Annotated in this window: 15 protein-coding genes; 9 read left to right on the plus strand and 6 right to left on the minus strand. The window is 50.7% G+C overall.

From position 1 onward, the window contains the following. Positions 1-47: 47 nt before the first annotated feature. Both BW972_RS09930 and BW972_RS09935 read left to right on the plus strand, forming a co-directional pair. Positions 48-1,565 carry a DUF5723 family protein gene (locus tag BW972_RS09930; protein ID WP_076421970.1) on the plus strand — a complete coding sequence of 506 codons (1,518 nt, stop codon included), beginning with the start codon at positions 48-50 and terminating at the stop codon, positions 1,563-1,565. A gap of 605 nt (positions 1,566-2,170) precedes the next feature. After that, complete coding sequence (locus BW972_RS09935; protein WP_083674128.1) at positions 2,171-3,499, plus strand: serine hydrolase domain-containing protein; 1,329 nt, start codon at positions 2,171-2,173, stop codon at positions 3,497-3,499. Here BW972_RS09935 and BW972_RS09940 read toward each other — a convergent pair. Further along, positions 3,489-4,331 (minus strand): endonuclease/exonuclease/phosphatase family protein, encoded by an 843-nt coding sequence (locus BW972_RS09940; RefSeq protein ID WP_159439853.1) that lies wholly within the window; start codon positions 4,329-4,331, stop codon positions 3,489-3,491. The two genes, BW972_RS09935 and BW972_RS09940, sit on opposite strands and share 11 nt — an antisense overlap. Positions 4,332-4,521: 190 nt before the next feature. On the opposite strand from BW972_RS09940, the gene BW972_RS09945 reads away from it, so the two are divergent. From BW972_RS09945 to BW972_RS09955, 3 genes are read left to right on the plus strand one after another with little or no spacing between them, the layout of a single operon-like run. Then, positions 4,522-5,172: an SIMPL domain-containing protein gene (locus BW972_RS09945; RefSeq protein ID WP_007660701.1), complete on the plus strand. Its 651-nt coding sequence runs from the start codon at positions 4,522-4,524 to the stop codon at positions 5,170-5,172. A gap of 59 nt (positions 5,173-5,231) precedes the next feature. Next, positions 5,232-5,702 carry a hypothetical protein gene (locus BW972_RS09950; protein ID WP_076421973.1) on the plus strand — a complete coding sequence of 157 codons (471 nt, stop codon included), beginning with the start codon at positions 5,232-5,234 and terminating at the stop codon, positions 5,700-5,702. Further along, the gene (locus BW972_RS09955) at positions 5,699-7,522 is read left to right on the plus strand and encodes a M64 family metallopeptidase (protein ID WP_076421974.1); all 1,824 of its coding nucleotides are present in this window, start codon (positions 5,699-5,701) and stop codon (positions 7,520-7,522) included. The genes BW972_RS09950 and BW972_RS09955 overlap by 4 nt, the downstream gene beginning before the upstream one ends. 21 nt (positions 7,523-7,543) lie before the next feature. Here BW972_RS09955 and BW972_RS09960 read toward each other — a convergent pair whose 3' ends face one another. Together BW972_RS09960 and BW972_RS09965 are read right to left on the minus strand one after the other, a co-directional pair. Then, entirely contained in the window at positions 7,544-8,212 is a 669-nt protein-coding gene (locus tag BW972_RS09960; protein ID WP_076421975.1) for an NAD(P)H-binding protein, read from the minus strand. A 32-nt stretch (positions 8,213-8,244) separates the two neighbouring features. Continuing rightward, positions 8,245-9,084: an SDR family NAD(P)-dependent oxidoreductase gene (locus BW972_RS09965; protein ID WP_076421976.1), complete on the minus strand. Its 840-nt coding sequence runs from the start codon at positions 9,082-9,084 to the stop codon at positions 8,245-8,247. 133 nt (positions 9,085-9,217) lie between these two features. Here BW972_RS09965 and BW972_RS09970 point away from each other — a divergent pair, with 133 nt between their 5' ends. Continuing rightward, positions 9,218-10,021, plus strand: coding sequence for a hypothetical protein (locus BW972_RS09970; RefSeq protein WP_076421977.1), 804 nt, complete (start codon positions 9,218-9,220; stop codon positions 10,019-10,021). A gap of 343 nt (positions 10,022-10,364) precedes the next feature. On the opposite strand, the gene BW972_RS09975 is transcribed toward BW972_RS09970, so the two are convergent. The 3 genes from BW972_RS09975 to BW972_RS09985 all read right to left on the minus strand — a co-directional run bounded on the left by BW972_RS09975 (position 10,365) and on the right by BW972_RS09985 (position 13,980). Then, complete coding sequence (locus BW972_RS09975; RefSeq protein ID WP_076422131.1) at positions 10,365-10,880, minus strand: RidA family protein; 516 nt, start codon at positions 10,878-10,880, stop codon at positions 10,365-10,367. Positions 10,881-11,139: 259 nt separating this feature from the next. Then, a complete protein-coding gene (locus tag BW972_RS09980; RefSeq protein WP_076421978.1) occupies positions 11,140-13,623 on the minus strand; it encodes a T9SS type A sorting domain-containing protein in 2,484 nt (827 codons plus the stop codon). Positions 13,624-13,782: 159 nt separating this feature from the next. After that, the gene (locus tag BW972_RS09985) at positions 13,783-13,980 is read right to left on the minus strand and encodes a hypothetical protein (RefSeq protein ID WP_076421979.1); all 198 of its coding nucleotides are present in this window, start codon (positions 13,978-13,980) and stop codon (positions 13,783-13,785) included. A gap of 310 nt (positions 13,981-14,290) precedes the next feature. Between BW972_RS09985 and BW972_RS19890 the strand changes: the two genes are divergently transcribed. The 3 genes from BW972_RS19890 (at position 14,291) to hsdR (ending at position 17,842) form a co-directional block, all read left to right on the plus strand. Continuing rightward, entirely contained in the window at positions 14,291-14,467 is a 177-nt protein-coding gene (locus BW972_RS19890) for a hypothetical protein (RefSeq protein ID WP_159439854.1), read from the plus strand. 64 nt (positions 14,468-14,531) lie between these two features. Continuing rightward, positions 14,532-15,389 carry an agmatine deiminase family protein gene (locus tag BW972_RS09990; protein WP_076421980.1) on the plus strand — a complete coding sequence of 286 codons (858 nt, stop codon included), beginning with the start codon at positions 14,532-14,534 and terminating at the stop codon, positions 15,387-15,389. A gap of 92 nt (positions 15,390-15,481) precedes the next feature. After that, on the plus strand, positions 15,482-17,842 hold the full coding sequence (gene hsdR, locus BW972_RS09995; protein WP_076421981.1) for an EcoAI/FtnUII family type I restriction enzme subunit R: 2,361 nt from the start codon (positions 15,482-15,484) through the stop codon (positions 17,840-17,842).

A 17,842-nucleotide genomic window follows, 5' to 3' on the forward strand; every position in this document is an offset into this window, starting at 1 on the left:
ATACACAGCTTACCCTTATTCTATTTACTCACCCTTATTCACTTTGCATGAATCGAAAAATTTACGCTTTAAAATTTGCGCTTGGTCTTAGCCTGCTGGTATCACCCTTTTTATCACAATCAGCACAGGCACAGCAGCTAGGTATAGCCAACAGCAACTATGCAGGCACCAACAGCCTCTATACCAATCCATCAGCAATTGCTGATTCACGTCACAAATTCTTCCTGAGCCTGTTCTCAGCAGAGTTTGGAGCTACAAACAACTACCTGCGCTACGATGCACCGATGTCGCTGTTCAAACTGGCCCGAACGGGCGAGGAGTTCAAGAGCGAGTACATCCAGGAGAACCTCAATGGCAAGCAGAAGCTCGTGATGGCAGGTGCTGACTTCCGAGGCCCTGCCCTGATGGTGCAGCTGAGCCCCCTGCACAGTATTGCCGTAACAACCCGTGTACGTGCCGCAGCGCAAGCCAACAACCTGTCAGAGGAAGTGGCACGCCTGTATAAAGTGGCAGACGGCGAAGACGACAGCTACCTGTATAAGCGCTACACTGGCAACAACATGAACCTCAATGTGAATGCCTTTTCAGAATTTGGCCTCAGCTATGCACGCGTCGTGCTGGACCAGGGACCGCACTTTGTGAAGGCCGGTATAACAGTGAAGCGCCTGAATGGCGGCTCCTCTGCCTACCTGAACCTGGAAGACACTGATCTGCAGGCTGAGGAGAGAACAAATGATGTAACCGGAGATGCCGAATACGTGGTGAAACTGGACAAAGTACATGCCCGCTATGGCTATGCCGCTATGCCTGACTTTGACGCAGCCGAAAGCGGCGACCTCCTGGGCCTGTTATTCGGCAGCAAAAGCGCCGGCAATGGCTGGGGTACTGACCTGGGCTTTACCTACGAGTACCGCACCAACAACCCTGATTACCAGGTCACCCGCAACGGGCAGGTGCTGACCGACGTGGAGCAGAACAAATACAAGTACCGCGTGGCGGTGTCCCTGATGGATGTCGGTAGCATCAATTACAACAACCCGGACCTGGTATGGGCCTACGACGTGAAGCGTACTAACAAGGAAGTCAATCTGACTGAGTTCGGCGACGCAGAAACCACGGAGGAAATGCTGGACTACCTGAACGAGCAACTGGACGTGAGCGAAAACGAAAAGACAACTTCTTTCCGTGCAGCCCTCCCAACTGCCCTGCACATCAACGTGGACTATCGCCTGACGCGCAACCTATACGCAAATGCCACCCTGATACAGGGCGTGCGCGGCAAGAATGCGACCGGCATGCGCCAGAACTCGTTGTTTGCCATTACGCCACGTGCTGAGTTCAGGAAGTTTGAAGTGGCCATGCCGGTTGCCCTGCAAAACAATTACTCGGTACTGACTGTGGGGGCGATGGTGCGCTTCATGAATTTTTACATCGGTTCCGACAACATTGGTGGTGCCTTTAACCTGGGTAAGCCCTATGGCGCCAATGCCTATGTGGGCGTGTCGCTGCTGCCGCTTCTGAATCGTAACCCGAAAGAGAAGAAGGTGAGCACTCCTGTACAGTAAGCTGCCCAATTATTCCCGCATTGTATTTCCAAAAGCCCCGTAACCAGAAATTTACGGGGCTTTTGCTTTTAAGCCTAAACCCTACTTGCAGACAGGCAAAATTGAGAGTGGTAAATCCTGTTAAAAATTGGTTGTCCTTCCTATCAGGCTTTATTTATAAAATCCAATCAATTCGTTTAATTTTCAATATATAGTCGGATTTATATTTATCGCCATAACATAAGATACTCATAATCAACAGCTATCCTCTTCACTCACTCCGATAAAGTAGAAAAGCACGTCATATCAATTAAAGGACCTCTTGAAAACTCGCAATTAATTATTAGAAATAATCATAGTTACCAAGAGTGATGCCAGCAGGACCTATAGAATTAATACACTATTAAGACCCAAAAAAGGCCTAAATAATAAAAATAGTGCAAATACGATTTTAAATTTATTTTGTTTCAGAAGCCCGCACGAATTATATTAGCATCAGAATCAGTCTCCCAGCGGATCAGATTTGAACGTCCTCTATACCTACACTATGAAAAAACGGCCAAGGTATAAGCTATACCTGTAGTCGCCGCCTTTTACGAATTTTAGTACCTATTACCTTTTACAGTATGTACAGAAGGCTGACTGTCGCGCTGCTTCTGTGTAGCATGTTTGCTTGCCAGGGCGAGTTCAGAAAACCAGAGCATTCTCAAATCCAGCAACTGGAGGCGGGTCTGTTTCCTTCCCTTTCACTTCCAAAAAACACTGCCCCACAAGGCGTATCCAGCGGGTCTACCTCAGGCGGTGTGGTTCCCTATTTAACTGCCCATGCAGCTTCTACTACTACAGGCAACGATGCAGATGCTGTGGAACAGCAGAGCATTTTCTACAATGTAGTGGCAGCGGATGGAAGCGTGGTGCAGCAGGAAGCGTTGCCTGGCTCTGCTTTCATAGATTTCGATGAGACGCTCCATGCGATTATGCAGCGCTATGACGTACCGGGGATTTCTGTCTCGATCACCCGAAACGGGGAACCGGTGTTTGTCCGGAGTTATGGCTACGCAGACAGGGAAAATGAAGAACTCGTGAGCGACCAGAGCCTTTTCCGGATTGCCAGTTTATCTAAACCCATCACAAGTGCCGGCATTCTCAAGCTGATTCAGGATGGCAAGTTGACATTGGCAGACAAGGTATTTGGTCCGGAAGGCATATTGGCTGACGAGTTTCCGGCCCCTGCGGCTGACCCGAACATCGGGCTGATCACTGTCTACCATCTGCTCACGCATACCGCTGGCTGGAGCAACAGCGCAGGAGACCCCATGCTGGTTGAGTATGCCGCCACGGCCAGGGAGATCATAACCGAGCAGCTGCTGCATCGGGCGCTGGATCACCATCCCGGCCTGACGAACGCTTACTCCAACCTGGGTTATAGCATCCTGGGCAGGGTGATCGAAAAAGTGACAGGCAAGACCTACCAGGAATACATACAGGAAGACATACTGCAGCCTGCCAAGGTTGTCGGGATGCGCATTGCAGGTGATACGGAAGCGGAAAAAGCCCCTAAAGAGGTTAAATACTACCAACAAGAACACAGCCCCTATGCTTACAACATGACCCGCATGGACTCCCATGGCGGCTGGCTCTCAAGCACAGGCGACCTGATGCGCTTCATGGCCCTGATCGACCGCAACCCGGCTATACCTGATCTGATCAGTAGCAACCTGCTGCAGAGCACTTATTTTGGCGGCGATACCTGGACCCATTACGGTTCCCTGCCCGGCACTACGGCCGTACTCTCCAGGGTCAACGACGAGTATAGCTTTGTGGTGCTGGCCAACACCCGCTATAACCGGTCACCTAACCAGATAGCAGACGAGGTAACCGATGCCCTCAAGCTGAAGATCCTGTCCATGGAAAGCTGGCCTAACGGAACAGAGCAGCTGGCCTCTAACGACTAAAGGCACCAGGGGCAGAAGAAAGGCCCAGCACCGCCACAACCGGTCGGTGATCGGAGGCGTAGCTCTCAGGCACCACCCGATGCGATCGCACCGCAAGGCCGGATGATCGCGTAAAGGCGATATAGTCGATGATGCGGTCCGGCTTGTCCTGCGGGAAGGTGGCCTCGCACGCCGCCAGGCAGGTACGTTGAAACGTCTCGTCCAGCGTAGCGATGGCGGGACTGTCCGGGTAGTCATTAAGGTCACCAGCCAGGATAAAAGGCAGTTGATCGGCTGCGGCCACGGCAATGATGGTCTGTACCTGCTGCTGCCGGTTGGCGCTGCTCTGTATGTCGAGGTGGGTGCTGCCGAAGCGGATGCGCTGCCCACCGGGCAATTGCACCGTGGCGACTGCCAGCACGCGGCCCTCGGCTTTCGGGCTATCCTCTTTAGGCAACTCCACCTTCCGGGTATCCGACAGCGGGTAGCGTGACAGGATCGCAACGCCATACTCCCCTCCCCCGAAATCAATCGCTTTCGCAAAATAGAAATGCATCCCCAGCATCGCTGCCAGTGCTTCCGCCTGGTGCACATTTCCTGATCGCGGAATGTGCACGTCCACTTCCTGCAGGGCCACCAGGTCCGGCTCTTCGCTCCGGATCACCCCGGCAATTGCTTCCAGGTCGATCACGCCTTTTTCCCCGGGCGGATTTGCATGGTGGATGTTGTAGCTCATGATACGCAGTTGCGACGCTGCCTTTTCGGTATTTTCGTCCCCCATACCCTGCGGTGATTTTGACACACAGGCTGTCAGCAGCACCGAGCAGAGCAGGAAGGGTAAAATTGAATTCAAAAAGTCCATAGGTTCCGGTATAGTGGTGTAAATATAATCATCTGCCGGGGCTCCGGGCTAGCATTCACCCGCTCTTTTGAGGTGTAGCCTCCTCCAATATGTAACTTTACAGTATATAAGGTTGAATTTTTCAAATTATTCAATTTAATCTATATATTGGAGCATAATTCACCTAATACATACCTGTGCTATGAAACGCAAACTACAGATCACGGGGCGCGGAAAACTTTCCGTCTCGCCTGATATCATGATCCTTTCCTTCAGTGCAGTGGCACAGGAGTGGGAATACGACAAAACAGTAGATGCCCTCAACACTAAAGTAGAGGAACTGCGCAGCATCATTGAAGCACAGGGTATAAGCCGCAGCAGCCTCAAGACCAAGGACTTCGGGATCCGCAAAGAGACCCAGTGGAACCGCAAGACCGAGAAGTCTGACTTTCTTGGCTACAGCGCCACCCACCGCCTGGAACTCGAGCTGCCTCTTGACAAGGCACTCATCAACAAACTGCTCAGCCAGATCGCCAAAAAGCTGGACAGCCTGGACTTCAGCATCTCCTTCGGGGTGAAAGATGCCAGCGGGCACCAGCAGCAGCTGATCCTGCAGGCCATCGCCAAAGCCAAAGAGAATGCCGCCCTCATCGCCGAGGCCACCGAAGTGGAACTGCGCGAGATCCTGGACATTGACTACTCCTACCGCGAACTCACCATTCGCTCGCAGCAGCACGACTACCCGGTGTATGACAGCCAGGTGCTGATGGAGGCCTCCGCCCCTGCCCCCGACTTTGAGCCCGACGACATCGATGTTGCCGAAACCGTGACGATCACCTGGCGGATTGGCTAAGTAACCATACATGAATCAGAACTGCGATGCGCCTATACCTGTATATCCCCTTGCTGTTCATGGCTTTAACAGCCTGCCAGACAAGCCACACTTCCAGCACGGCGGCTAGTACAGCGGAGGCCGGCGGACAAGCTATGACAAGCCCCGTTTCCCAGATTATCTTCCTGGACCTGGAGCTGAGCCGGGACAGCCTGACAAAGGAGAGCACGGTGAGATTGCTGAACAAAACAGTGACGGATGGCCGGATGAAAAACCTCCCACACCAGGGTCATGAAAACGGTTCCGGCGATCTGCAATGTTCCCTGCTAAGCTCAGTCGGGCAGGTACTCTACAGCACCGCTATACCTGATCCGCTGGCCAACACCCTCGAATATGCCGCTGAATCAGGCGAGCTCCAAAAGAAAACCTTTCAGCTGAAACAGGCTACTTTCACCCTCAGGGCACCCTATTACCCGGGCACAACCCATCTGCTCATCGAACAGCTACAGGAAGACAAACAACTCAAAGAAATCGCAAGACTGACGCTATGAAAAGGCTATTGACCACGGTATGGCTGGTGCTTTGCAGTGTACTGCTTGCCCAGGCACAGAAATTTGAAGTCGACACGATCCTCTACCACGGACCGTCGGACAAGTATATCAACTTTGTGTTTCTCGCGGACGGCTACCAGGCAAACGAGCTCAGCAAATACATAGAGGATGTGAAGGGCACCGTGGATGGAATCTTTGCCAAACGGCCTTTCAGGGAGAACAAAGTTTTCTTCAACGTTTTCGCCATCAAAGTACCTTCAAAACAAAGTGGTGCCAGTCACCCGGGCACTGCCAGTGATGAAAGCACCCAATCAGCCATTCCAATCGTCAAAGTAGACAACTACTTCGGCTCCACTTTTGACTACGGTGGCATACACCGGCTGCTCGTGCCGACCAATCACATGGCCATATCATCTGTACTTGCCAGCAATTTTCCGGAGTACGACCAGGTTTTTGTGCTCGTCAACAGTCCTTACTACGGCGGATCGGGCGGCGCTTATGCCACCAGCTCTACCAATGTTCAATCCAAAGAGATCGCCATTCACGAGATTGGCCACTCCTTTGCCAACCTTGCCGATGAATACTGGGCCGGTCCGCAGTATGCCCGTGAGCGGCCGAACATGACGCAGGTCTCCTCTCCTGAAACCGTGAAGTGGAAGCAGTGGCTGAACAACACGGGTGTGGGTATTTACCCCTATGAAGAGTCGCCTACCTGGTACCGGCCGCACCAGCGCTGCAGCATGCGTTACCTTTCCACGGCAAGCGAAGTCATTCATTTCTGCATGGTCTGCCACGATACGATCACGAAGCGAATCGCCAGCCTGATGAACCAGGTGACCATACCTGACAAGCCGGGCAAGATAAGCGGCCCAAGCCAGGTATGTGCCCAGCAGGATGCCGTGACCTACAGCATCAGTCCGGTGAGCGGCGCGGGAGCCTATACCTGGACCGTGCCCGAAGGCTACCAGATCATACAAGGGCAAGGCACCACCACGATCAACGTGCGCATCGGCCCGAGTAGCGGACAGATAGGAGTGGCGGCGCAGAACTTCAACGGACAATCCGCAAGCACATACCTGGACATACAGGTGCAAGCCATGCCGGTGGTGAAGGCCGGTCAGAATGAAAACGCCTGCCTGAAGCAAGGGCTCATAGAGTTAAGTGGCTTTAGCCCGGCAGGGGGCGCCTGGTCGGGTATCGGAACGAAGCCGAATGGCATTTTTGATCCAGCTCTGGCAGGACTTGGCACACATCAGCTGACCTATACCTACTCTGAAAACGGTTGCAGTGTCAGCGCCACCAAAACGATCACCGTCTACGAGTTCACAACCGTCAGCCTGGCTGACTTCCAGCAGGTGTGCTCTTCCACCACCAACTTCCAGTTGACAGGCGGATCACCGGCGGGCGGAACCTATGGCGGAAACCATGTGCAGAATGGCGTGTTCAATGCGGCGGAGGCCGGACCGGGTACACACCGCATCACCTATACCTACGCTAACGTCTGCTCCATCACAGTCGAAAAAGAGATCACGGTGAGTGTGTGCACCAACACAAACGAGGCTGAAGTGGCAACGGGCATACAGCTGTTCCCGAACCCCGCCAGCACGCTCGTCCAGCTCGAGGCACAGCTAACCGGCACCTCCGAGGCTAGCCTGCAGGTTTATGACCCGACCGGCAAATTGATCTTCAGCCAGCAGGTGCACAGCCTGTCAGGTATACTGAAAGAAAAGCTCAACCTGAGCAAGCAGCCCAAAGGCATTTACCTGCTCAGGTTGAGCACGGAAAAAGGCCATGTAGACCGGAAGCTACTGTTGCAGTAAGCACGGCGCATATCGCCTGAACTAGCGACTCAGGTGCTCCCGCTCAGCAAGCTCAAACACCTCGTTTAAGTTATAGGTATGCACACCAGGCTGGGCGGCTATACCTGCGTTGATCATGGCTTGCGCTACTACCCTGTCTTCGTAAGGTTTGTACTTGCCGGCTATACCTAGTTTGTCGAGGAAGTGCATCACTTTATAGCCTATCTCTTCGCCGGTGCGGCTCTCCTGGCGGTCGCCGTGCAGCAGACCGGGCTGGATGATGCTGATGCTTTTGAATCCGAGTTTCTTCACGGCTTCTTCCAATGCTCCTTTCATGCGGGAGTAGAAGATCAGAGAACCCGGATCGGCACCGGAGGAAGACACCAGCACATAGGCCGGCACACCGTTTCGGGCGGCGGCTTCGGCAAATTTGTACTGGTAGTGGTAGTCTACTTTGTACTGCTCGTTCTGACCGCCTGCCTGCTTGAGCGTGGTGCCCAGCGTCGAGAAAAAGACATCGCCCTTCACCAGTTGCTGCCATTCTTCAGGCTTGTCAAAATCGATCAGGTGCTCCTGCAATTTGTTGTTGGTTATACCTAAGGAGCGGCGACCGAATACGATCACATTATTGAATCGATCATCTGCCAATAGCTGCTGTACCAGTTGTTTTCCCACCAGGCCGGTGGCGCCTATTACGAGTGCTGTTTTCATATCTTGGTTCGTATTTCTGTTCAACTATAATGCTATACCTGTTCGGGCTTGTTCGCGCCGGTCAGTCTCTCCGACACCTCCCAGAGCCTGCTGGCTATACCGGCTACTACCTGCGGATTCTTGCGGCCGGGTCTGCGTTTGTAATAGTACTGTCCATCCTGCCAGTCCTTGCCCGGCGTCGTGCTGATGAGCCAGATCAGGGTATCGGCTCCCTGTTCAGGAGAGATCATAAAAAAGCGCTTGACTGTTGACTCGTACAGCCACTTGACCGTGCTCCCTCCTTCCCGCGCAAAGCCAGTCTCCACTACCCCCGGGTGAAAAGAAGTGGCCCACACGCCTTTGAATCGTCTGCTGATCTCCGCAGCATGCAGTATGTTCATCAGCTTGGCTGCACCGTAGGCCCGGAAGCTTTTGTAGTTCTTTTCGCTTTCGAGGTCATCGAAGTTGATACGGCCCATCAGGTTAGCCGCGCTGGAGGTATTGATCACGATCGCTTTGGAGGCTTCCAGCCGTTCCCGTAGCAGGTGCGTCAGCAGGAAGCCGGACAGGTGATTTACCTGCAGCGTCATTTCGTGGCCATCTGCCGTCACCCGCCTGTCGGCGATGATCCCGCCCACGTTGTTGACCAGCACATCGATGCGGGGATACTGCTCCAGCAGCTTTTGCGCAAACGAACGTACTTCCGCAAAGCGGGTATAGTCCACCAGGTAGTAGTCGCAACCGATCTCTTCCGCCAGTTTTTTGGTTTCGGCAGAGCGCCCCGTGATCACCACCTGCGCTCCCCGTTGGCGCAGGATCCGGGCGGCCGCCGCGCCAATGCCGGAGCTTCCGCCTGTGATGACGATGGTTTTGCCGGTGAGGTCTTTTGTCATTGTTTCATCTTGCTTTACACTAATGCAGGTATGGGAATAACTATTAGCTAAGCATAACGAAAAAAGAGGATTTTTGGCTGAAAGAGGGCTTCATGCGTAGAGAGAGAAAACAGATAAAAAGGCATTACACCCCATGAAAAACGTCAAGACACTTGCCATCCTGAACACCGTGTTTTTTCTGCTGCACCTGGTGCCCTCGCAACTCACGCAGCTGGAGCTTTTCAATAGTCAGACCATTGGTGAGGTGTCGGCGAAATATCCGGCGCTTTTCACCCCGGCGGGAATCACCTTCTCGATCTGGGGCGTTATCTACCTGGCCCTCTCCGCCTTTTGCATCTACCACATCGTCAAAGCCTTTAAAGAGCCTGCCCTGCACGAGGCCAATGTGGACCTGAAGGGGCTCAGCTACTACTTTATGCTCAACAACCTGGCCACCGGTGCCTGGACCATCGCCTGGGTACACGAGCGGTTGCTGCTCTCGGTGGGGCTGATCCTGGTCCAGCTGGTCACGCTGCTGGCGATTCACATCCGACTGGGCATTTTCGATCCGAGCCGCTCAGCTGCTTCCCGCTGGTTTACGCAGGTGCCGCTGAGTTTATACTTTGGCTGGATCATCATCGCCACGGTCGCCAACATCAGCTCCGCTTTGGTGGGTTTAGGGTGGGATGGCTTTGGATTGAGCGAAGGTATCTGGACGATCATCATGATCGTGGCAGCTACCCTGATCGTGGTATTCGTGGTTTTCAGCCGGACGAACCCTTTTGTGGGGCTGGTTGGTATATGGGCGCTCTACGGCATCATCCTGAAGCACCGCGAACTGAGTGCAGCTGCGAGTCCGCAGATCATCATGACGGCCTGGATCAGTTTGGCCCTGGTGGCCCTGGTGGTGTTACTGGTATTTTTCAGGTATGGGAAAGCGGTACGGCAACAGGTATAGCGAAGCGTCAGATTAATCTAAGGCCAGCTCGACAACCAAATAGGCGAGCGAACCAGCCAACAACAAAGCGAGTGCAGTTTTAGGAGTCATAATAGTGGCCTTTAAGTGGAAAATATGAAAACAAAACCTTTTGGATTTATAAGGATAACCAACTAGTTTACAGAAGGTTTCTCAGTATAACATGTAAGCCATTGAGACGGAGGCAACTAGAAAACTTCTTAGGTTGAGGTATTAGCTGGTCACAGTGCGTGCGGACACGTTGGTGCACGCATTGTGGCCTGTATCTGTGATTGTCAAGGACTGTCGGATTATACCTGGTCCCGCATGGTGAATTAGCAGGCAGTTACTCTTCTACTTCCACGATCATCTCTACTTCCACTGCCATGTTAAACGGAAGTGCATTGGTGCCTACCGATGTTCGTGCATGTTTGCCCTTGTCTCCAAAGACGGCGTTCATCACATCCGAAAACCCATTGATCACTTTCGGCTGGTCATAAAAGGTCGCGGCTGAATTCACATACCCGTTGACTTTCACGATACGCTTAACCCGCTTCAGGTCACCCAGCTCTCTTTTCAGTACCGCCAGTTGCTGCAGGGCAACCAACTTAGCCGCCTCATAGCCCTGCTCCACGGTCAGGTCCTGGCCCAGCTTGCCCTTGATGTACTCCCCCTTGCTGTTACGCGGACCTTTGCCCGACAGGTAAATCAGGTTTCCAACTTTAACGGCGTCGACAAAACTGCCACCGGCGGCCGCCACTTCCGGCAAAGGCATGTTTAATTGCGCTAGCTTTTCTTCCGGAGATTGCGTAAAAGCCACAAACGTGGTAAAGCACAGCAGGATCAGCAGTAGTGTTTTCATACCTGTAGGATAAGTTATCATCTGAGAATCAATTTAAGAGCATCAGAGTTATCTCTCCCACCCTGTCATTTCGACGATAGGAGAAATCTGAAAGCAATATAAGATGCCTTTTCAGATTAGGAGTTATACGCATCGAACACATTCCAAGCCCACGGGATGAATGGGATGATGGTTCCAAAGCATGAAAATACCTCCTGCGAACACATTATGTTCAACCCGGATATTCCGGTCTGTATCCCAGCATTGACATGCGATGGCTTTATTTTAAAACCTTGCCCGACCCGATTACCTTGTTACCGAGCAGCACGCGGTAGATATACATCCCTTTAGGTATAGGGGACACGTCTATTTCGATGGTGGTCTCTTCCTGTCGGATACTGCCGCTGCGCGAGACAACTTCCTGGCCTTGCAGGTTGAAGAGCTTTACTTCATAAGCGGCCGGTTTTGAGACTGGCTGAAACTGAAACTTCAGGGTGCCCTCAAATGGATTCGGATAGGCAGTGATGCTCCTGCCAGACCTGTCCTCAAAAGGGTCGTCCACACTAGTAACGATATTCAGCGCATCATAGTCCAGCACTTCAAAAGCGTAAAGCGCATGCCCGCCGTTCAGAAGTATGTCCAAATGCCCGTCACCGTCCAGGTCCTGAACCACCAGGCTGTTGTATATCCCTGCAGTACCGCCGCCGAGCGAATCACTCTGCCATTTTACCTGCATCTGCCCGGCGTCATATATGTACAGTTTATAGGAATCAGCAGCGACGAACTGGTACTGGCCATTCCTGCTGAGATCCACCGCTTTCAAGGCGTTCAGCTGTCCTGATCCCAGCTCAAAACTCTTGCGCTCTTCCAGGTCAGGACCGCCGAGCAAGGTGACTTTCCCGTTAGTTGAGCCTACCAGCACGTCATCTGTGCCATCCTGATCAAAGTCTACCAGATCAACGACATTGATATCCATAGGCCTGATCACAAGCTCATGGCTTTTGCCATCGATCACCAATAATTTGCTCTGCGGGTCACGGAAAGATTCATACTGCACCGCTACTACCTCCAGTGCGTCATCTTCATCGATGTTGCCCACTTTGACGGATCCGATTCTCGATGCCATTCCTCCCAGCTGCGGGCTTTTCCATTTGACAGTGCCCGTTTTACCATCGAATATGTAAATGTAATTTTGCCATTCATCCGGGTGCGTGCTGCCGCTCACATTCGTTCCGGATGTTACGATCAGTTCAGGATTACCGTCCCGGTCAATGTCAGCAATCTCTATTCCCGCTATAATACTCATTCCGTCTATGGCGAATCTTCTTTGCACGGTGTAATCCGGATTGAACACATAGACATAGCTTTCCGAGTAGCCGTATTTAATGCCCAACAGCAACTCGTTCTTCCCGTCCCCATCCACATCACCTATCCTGACGAAGGTATAGTCGTCGGCCCTTACACTTTCCCTGTCGTCCTCATTCTGCCACTTCAGCTGCTTGGTGGCAGCATCAAAAACGGAAAGGAAACCATGCTGGTAAAACTTACTGTAGCCGCCGTATGTACCCAGCGCGACATCCGGCTTCCCGTCATTGTCTACATCCCCAACATCAAAAGCTTTGTAACCGGTCGAGAAATACTTGCTTTTCCACTCTTTCTTTTTGGTGGTGAGGTCATACACAAAGAAAAAATCATCGCATGAGCAATTCGCACCGGTCGTCCAGACCAACTCCGGGTTCGAGTCCCCATCAAGGTCGGAAACAGCGGCATTGGTGATGCCATCGTTACTAAACTCATAGAAATCAAAATCTTTGGTGCCTGTCTTTCCATTGTAGCCGTAAATGCCGTCAAAGGATGACTGGCCCACTAAGACATCCTTTACACCATCCTGATCATAATCGTAGACCCAAAGGCCACTGATGTAGCTGCTGTAACGGCTATGGGCGCTCCAGTCTGTTGTCCAGAGAGGCTTTTTGTTGCGGTAGTCAAATGCATGGATGCTATAGGCTGAGCTATAGATAATGTCTGGCACACCATCCCCGTTCAGGTCACTCAGCCCGATGTCTACATTTTTATTGACGGTCTCGAAGGTATACACCAGGGAGTGTTCCTTGTCACTCAGCTCCACTACGCGGCCATCCGAATAGACTATATCCGGGCGCATGTTATTATCAATGTCACCGACCTTGCAGTGCCTAGCCATGTAAGGGAGCCTGTTCACCAACTGAAAGCTCCTGTTGTAGATGTAGGTGGAATCCTTGGCCAACACCACCATAAACGGAGGATTGTCATTGTCTATCCGGCTAAACTCTATGTCAGTAACGGCATTCGGCAGGTAGATTCGGCTTGAAGACTTCTTCCTGACCACGTCAAAGCTGGATATTTCCTCCAGGGTGCGGCTGTGGTAGACCACGACTTTTCCTTCAGCGAAACCCAGGTAAATCTCACTGACCCCATCGCCGTTGAAGTCATGTAACTGCAGGGACGTAATTTCACTCGCATATGCCCTGCTGATCCATTTCATCACATACGTTTTCGTCATCTCATCATACTGCTGGATGGTGATGAAACTAGACTCACCATGTTTGCCCGAAGCGATGATCTCACTATTCCCATCCCCGTCCAGGTCTGCCGCCAGTACACCTGCTTTACCCAAGTCATACCCTCCGGTTCCGTACTGCCAGTCTAAGGCAATCGGCTTTGTTTGTGCAAACAGTATTCCTGTGTTCAGCAGGAAAAGTAAACAAATGTAAATGTGCTTCATACTTGATTTGAATAAGATAAGTCTGTTCCCTATCACCCGGATGAAAGACGCTCGCCCCCATCCCACCGCTATGCCTGAGCCGGTAGGTGACATTTCTAAATTACCCTGTCATTTCGACGATAGGAGAAATCTGAATGTGTTATGCAGTCATTAGAAGGATTACGAATTATAGGCATCGTACACATTCCAAGCCCACAGAATGAACGGGATGATGATCGTCCACCAGAAAAAGAAAGTCAGAATACCGCCGAATATCCAGATAAATATACCCTTCAGAATATGCCCTTTGATGAGCTGGCCTAATCCCGGAATGAAGAAAGAAATCAAGGCTGGAAAACTGTGTATTTGCTTGTGCATATCGTGTGGTTTAAGATTCTAAGCTGGGAGTGTTGTACATATTTATACCCTGCTACTACAGGTTTAATTTCATCTGGTAAAAGGAACAGTTATTGCAGATTTTATACAGAATTTTCTATATATTGAACAATCGACGCCTTTATAAGCATAAATATACCTAAACCCTCCTAAAGAATAAAAAATGGCACAAGTATCAATCAAAGAGTTCGACTGGAACAGGGACTATTATGCCTATGTGTGTATTGGTGGCTACTAGTGCTATAGCGGGCGCTTCCGTGCCTGGAAGCTCTACAGCCTCACCAGTGATGCCGTGAAAACGCTTAGCCAGCGACACGAAGAAGTAAAAGCACTTTTCGAAACACAGGAAGAACTCGAAGCCTACATCAAAGCCCTGCACGAGCAACCAGCACCGAGCACAGAAGAGATCAAACTGAACAAGATCGGCAAGGAAGGTGGCGATCAGCTGATCATCAGCTCGATCTTATAAGTGATTAAATGGTAAGTAATACAATCCCCCACCCTGTCATTTCGACGAGAGGAGAAATCTGAAGATGATCAACGACCGCGACACCAACTTCGTTTATTTCAGTAGCCTGATCAAAGAACGGCCTGCGCTGAAAAGCTTTTGGCTATACCTAGAGAAGCAACTCCATCGGGCAGGTATAGACTATGGCTTTATCGAGAACACGAACGACATCTGGTGTCGCGACTATATGCCGGTTCAGATTTCACCGAAAGCTTTTGTGCAATTCAAGTACTACCCCTCCTACTGTAACACCGTAAAGTACCGGCCCTCGATCACGGATACGGCACAAGTACAACTAAGCAATCCGCTGCCGGGCACTACCGTGCAACATCCGCTGCTGCTGGATGGCGGCAATGTCGTGCGCTCGGGCAATACCGTGGTGATGACGGATCGTGTCTTTAAGGAAAACAAAACCATTGCAAAAGAGGATGTGATCGCACAGCTAAAGCAGGCACTGCAAGTCGAAAAGCTATACCTGATCCCTTCCCAGCCCTACGACTTTACCGGCCACTCAGATGGTATGGTACGGTTCGTAGATGACCATACCTTGCTGGTGGCTGATTATAGAGGAGAGCTGGATTACTGGAAAACTAGGTATAGAAATGCGCTGCAGAAGACCGGACTGCGCCTGATTGAATTTCCAGCTGCTCCAGTGAAAGAGAAAAACAAGAACGGTGATTACCCAGCGACTAGGTGCTATATTAATTTTGCCTGGATCGGTGATGTGATCCTTTTTCCGCAATTTGATATGCCAGAGGACGAGGAAGCTTTGAAAGAGGCGAAGCGTATATTTAATGGTTGCCAGGTTATACCTGTGCCGTCGGCAGTTTTAGCGGAGGATGGTGGGGTGTTAAATTGTGCGACTTGGAATGTGAAGACTTAGGAAAAAAGAGCGGCCCTAAAGTTACCTAAATATAGATTTTGATAAGAATACTACAAAAACTATATTTACCTGTCTAAACACCAACCGAAAACATGCTTAACAAGAAGACCCTGACAGAGCGTGATATCTGTACAAAGTTTATTACGCCTGCTCTGGCAGCAGCCGGATGGGATATTCAAAAGCAGGTTCGTGAAGAATGGCCTTTTACGGATGGTAGAATCATCGTGAGGGGCAGCAAGTATACACGTGGACAACGCAAGCGTGCGGATTATGTACTCTTCTACAAGTCCACGATGATCGCTGTGATAGAAGCCAAGGACAATAACCACGCTATTGGCCATGGCATGCAACAGGCAAAAGACTATGCCGAGATACTGGACATTCCTTTTGTTTACAGCACCAATGGAGATGGATTTATAGAGTTTGACAGGACGCTAACAGAAGGTATTGTCGAGAAAGAAATTACCCTAAATGATTTCCCCACACCTGAGCAGCTTTGGCAGCGATATGCCCAGTTCAAAGGCCTCTCCCCTCAACAACAGGAGATTATAAAGCAGGAGAATCATACCGATGAAACCGACCAGGCTCCGCGCTACTATCAACAGGTTGCCATTAATCGAACTATAGAAGCTGTAGCCAGAGGTGATAGGCGCATGCTTCTCGTTATGGCGACGGGTACAGGTAAAACCTATACTGCCTTTCAAATCATCTGGCGCCTCTGGAAAACAAAGACTGTGAAGCGGGTGCTTTTCCTTGCTGACCGGAACATACTGGTAGACCAGACCAAAACAGGTGACTTTCGTCCATTCGGTTCTGACATTATGACCAAGATCGAGAAGCGACAAGTCGATAAGTCTTACCAAATATACTTCGCGCTTTACCAAGGCTTGACTGGCACTGAAGAGGAGAAGAACATCTTCAGACAATTCTCGCCAGATTTCTTTGACATGGTGGTGGTAGACGAGTGCCACCGTGGCAGCGCAAAGGAAGAATCTGCCTGGCGGGAGGTGCTGACTTATTTTGATTCGGCGATCCATCTGGGTATGACGGCCACTCCAAAAGAAACGAAGGACACTTCCAACATTCATTATTTCGGCGAACCGATCTATACCTACTCTTTAAAACAAGGTATAGACGATGGCTTCCTGGCTCCCTACAAGGTGGTACGTGTGAGCCTAAACGTGGATGAAGGATATAGACCGGAAAAAGGCAAGCGTGACAAGTATGGCCATGAAGTTGAAGACCGTGAGTATAACATCCGTGATTTTGACCGCAACCTGGTAATTGACCAGCGCACCCAGAAAGTAGCCAAGAAAATAACTGAGTACCTGAGGCAGACTGACCGGATGGCTAAAACCATTGTGTTTTGTGTAGACACAGAACACGCCGAGCGTATGCGACAGGCCTTGGTGAATGAAAACAGCGATATGCTGCAAAAGCACCCGAAGTATGTGGTGCGGATAACAGGCGACGATGAAGTAGGTAAGAAGGAGTTGTATAACTTCTCTTCTGTCATAGAGAAAGAGCCGGTTATTGCCACAACCTCTAAGCTCCTAACAACAGGCGTAGATACTAAAATGGTTAAGCTGATTGTGCTGGAGTCAGGTATACAGTCCATGACGGAGTTTAAGCAAATCATCGGCCGTGGCACTCGACTGCGCGAAGACGATGGTAAGGTATACTTCACGATCCTGGATTTCAGACAAGTAACCAAGCTATTTGCTGACCCTAACTTTGATGGCGATCCGGTGATGATTTACGAAGCCGGTGAAGATGAATCGCCTGTACCACCCACTGATAAGGGTGGCGAAGGAAGTGAAAAGCCTGACAACAAGCCTATACCTGGAGAGGATGAAGACGATGTACCTGGTGGTAACGGATCCGATAAACCAAAGAAGTATTACATCAACGATGTAACGGTAAAGGTGATAAACGAGCGGGTGCAGTATTATGGCGCTGACGGCAAACTGATAACCGAATCCTTGAAAGACTACTCCCGAAGCAAAATTTTGAGAGAGTATACCTCGCTTGATGATTTTTTGGTGAAGTGGAAAGCCAGCGACCGCAAAGAAGCCATTGTGAATGAACTCGCTGAGAAAGGTGTGCTGTTCGAAGAGCTGCAACAGGAAATTGGGAAGGAAATGGATGCCTTTGACCTGGTGGCACACATTGCTTTTGATCGTCCTCCCCTTACCCGCAAAGAAAGAGCCGAACAGGTAAAGAAGCGTAACTACTTTGAAAAGTATGGTACGGGTGCCCGTGAGGTACTTCAGACATTGCTGGAGAAATATGCTGACGAAGGAATAAGCTCCCTTGAGAATAACTCTGTGCTGACAGTAAAGCCGCTTAACCAATTTGGTACTCCTATTGAAATTGTGAAGCGCTTTGGCAAGAAGGCAGACTTTGAGAAAGCTATAAATGAACTGGAGCAGGAGCTTTATAAAACAGCATAA

Source organism: Pontibacter lucknowensis (assembly GCF_900156415.1).
GTDB lineage: Bacteria > Bacteroidota > Bacteroidia > Cytophagales > Hymenobacteraceae > Pontibacter > Pontibacter lucknowensis.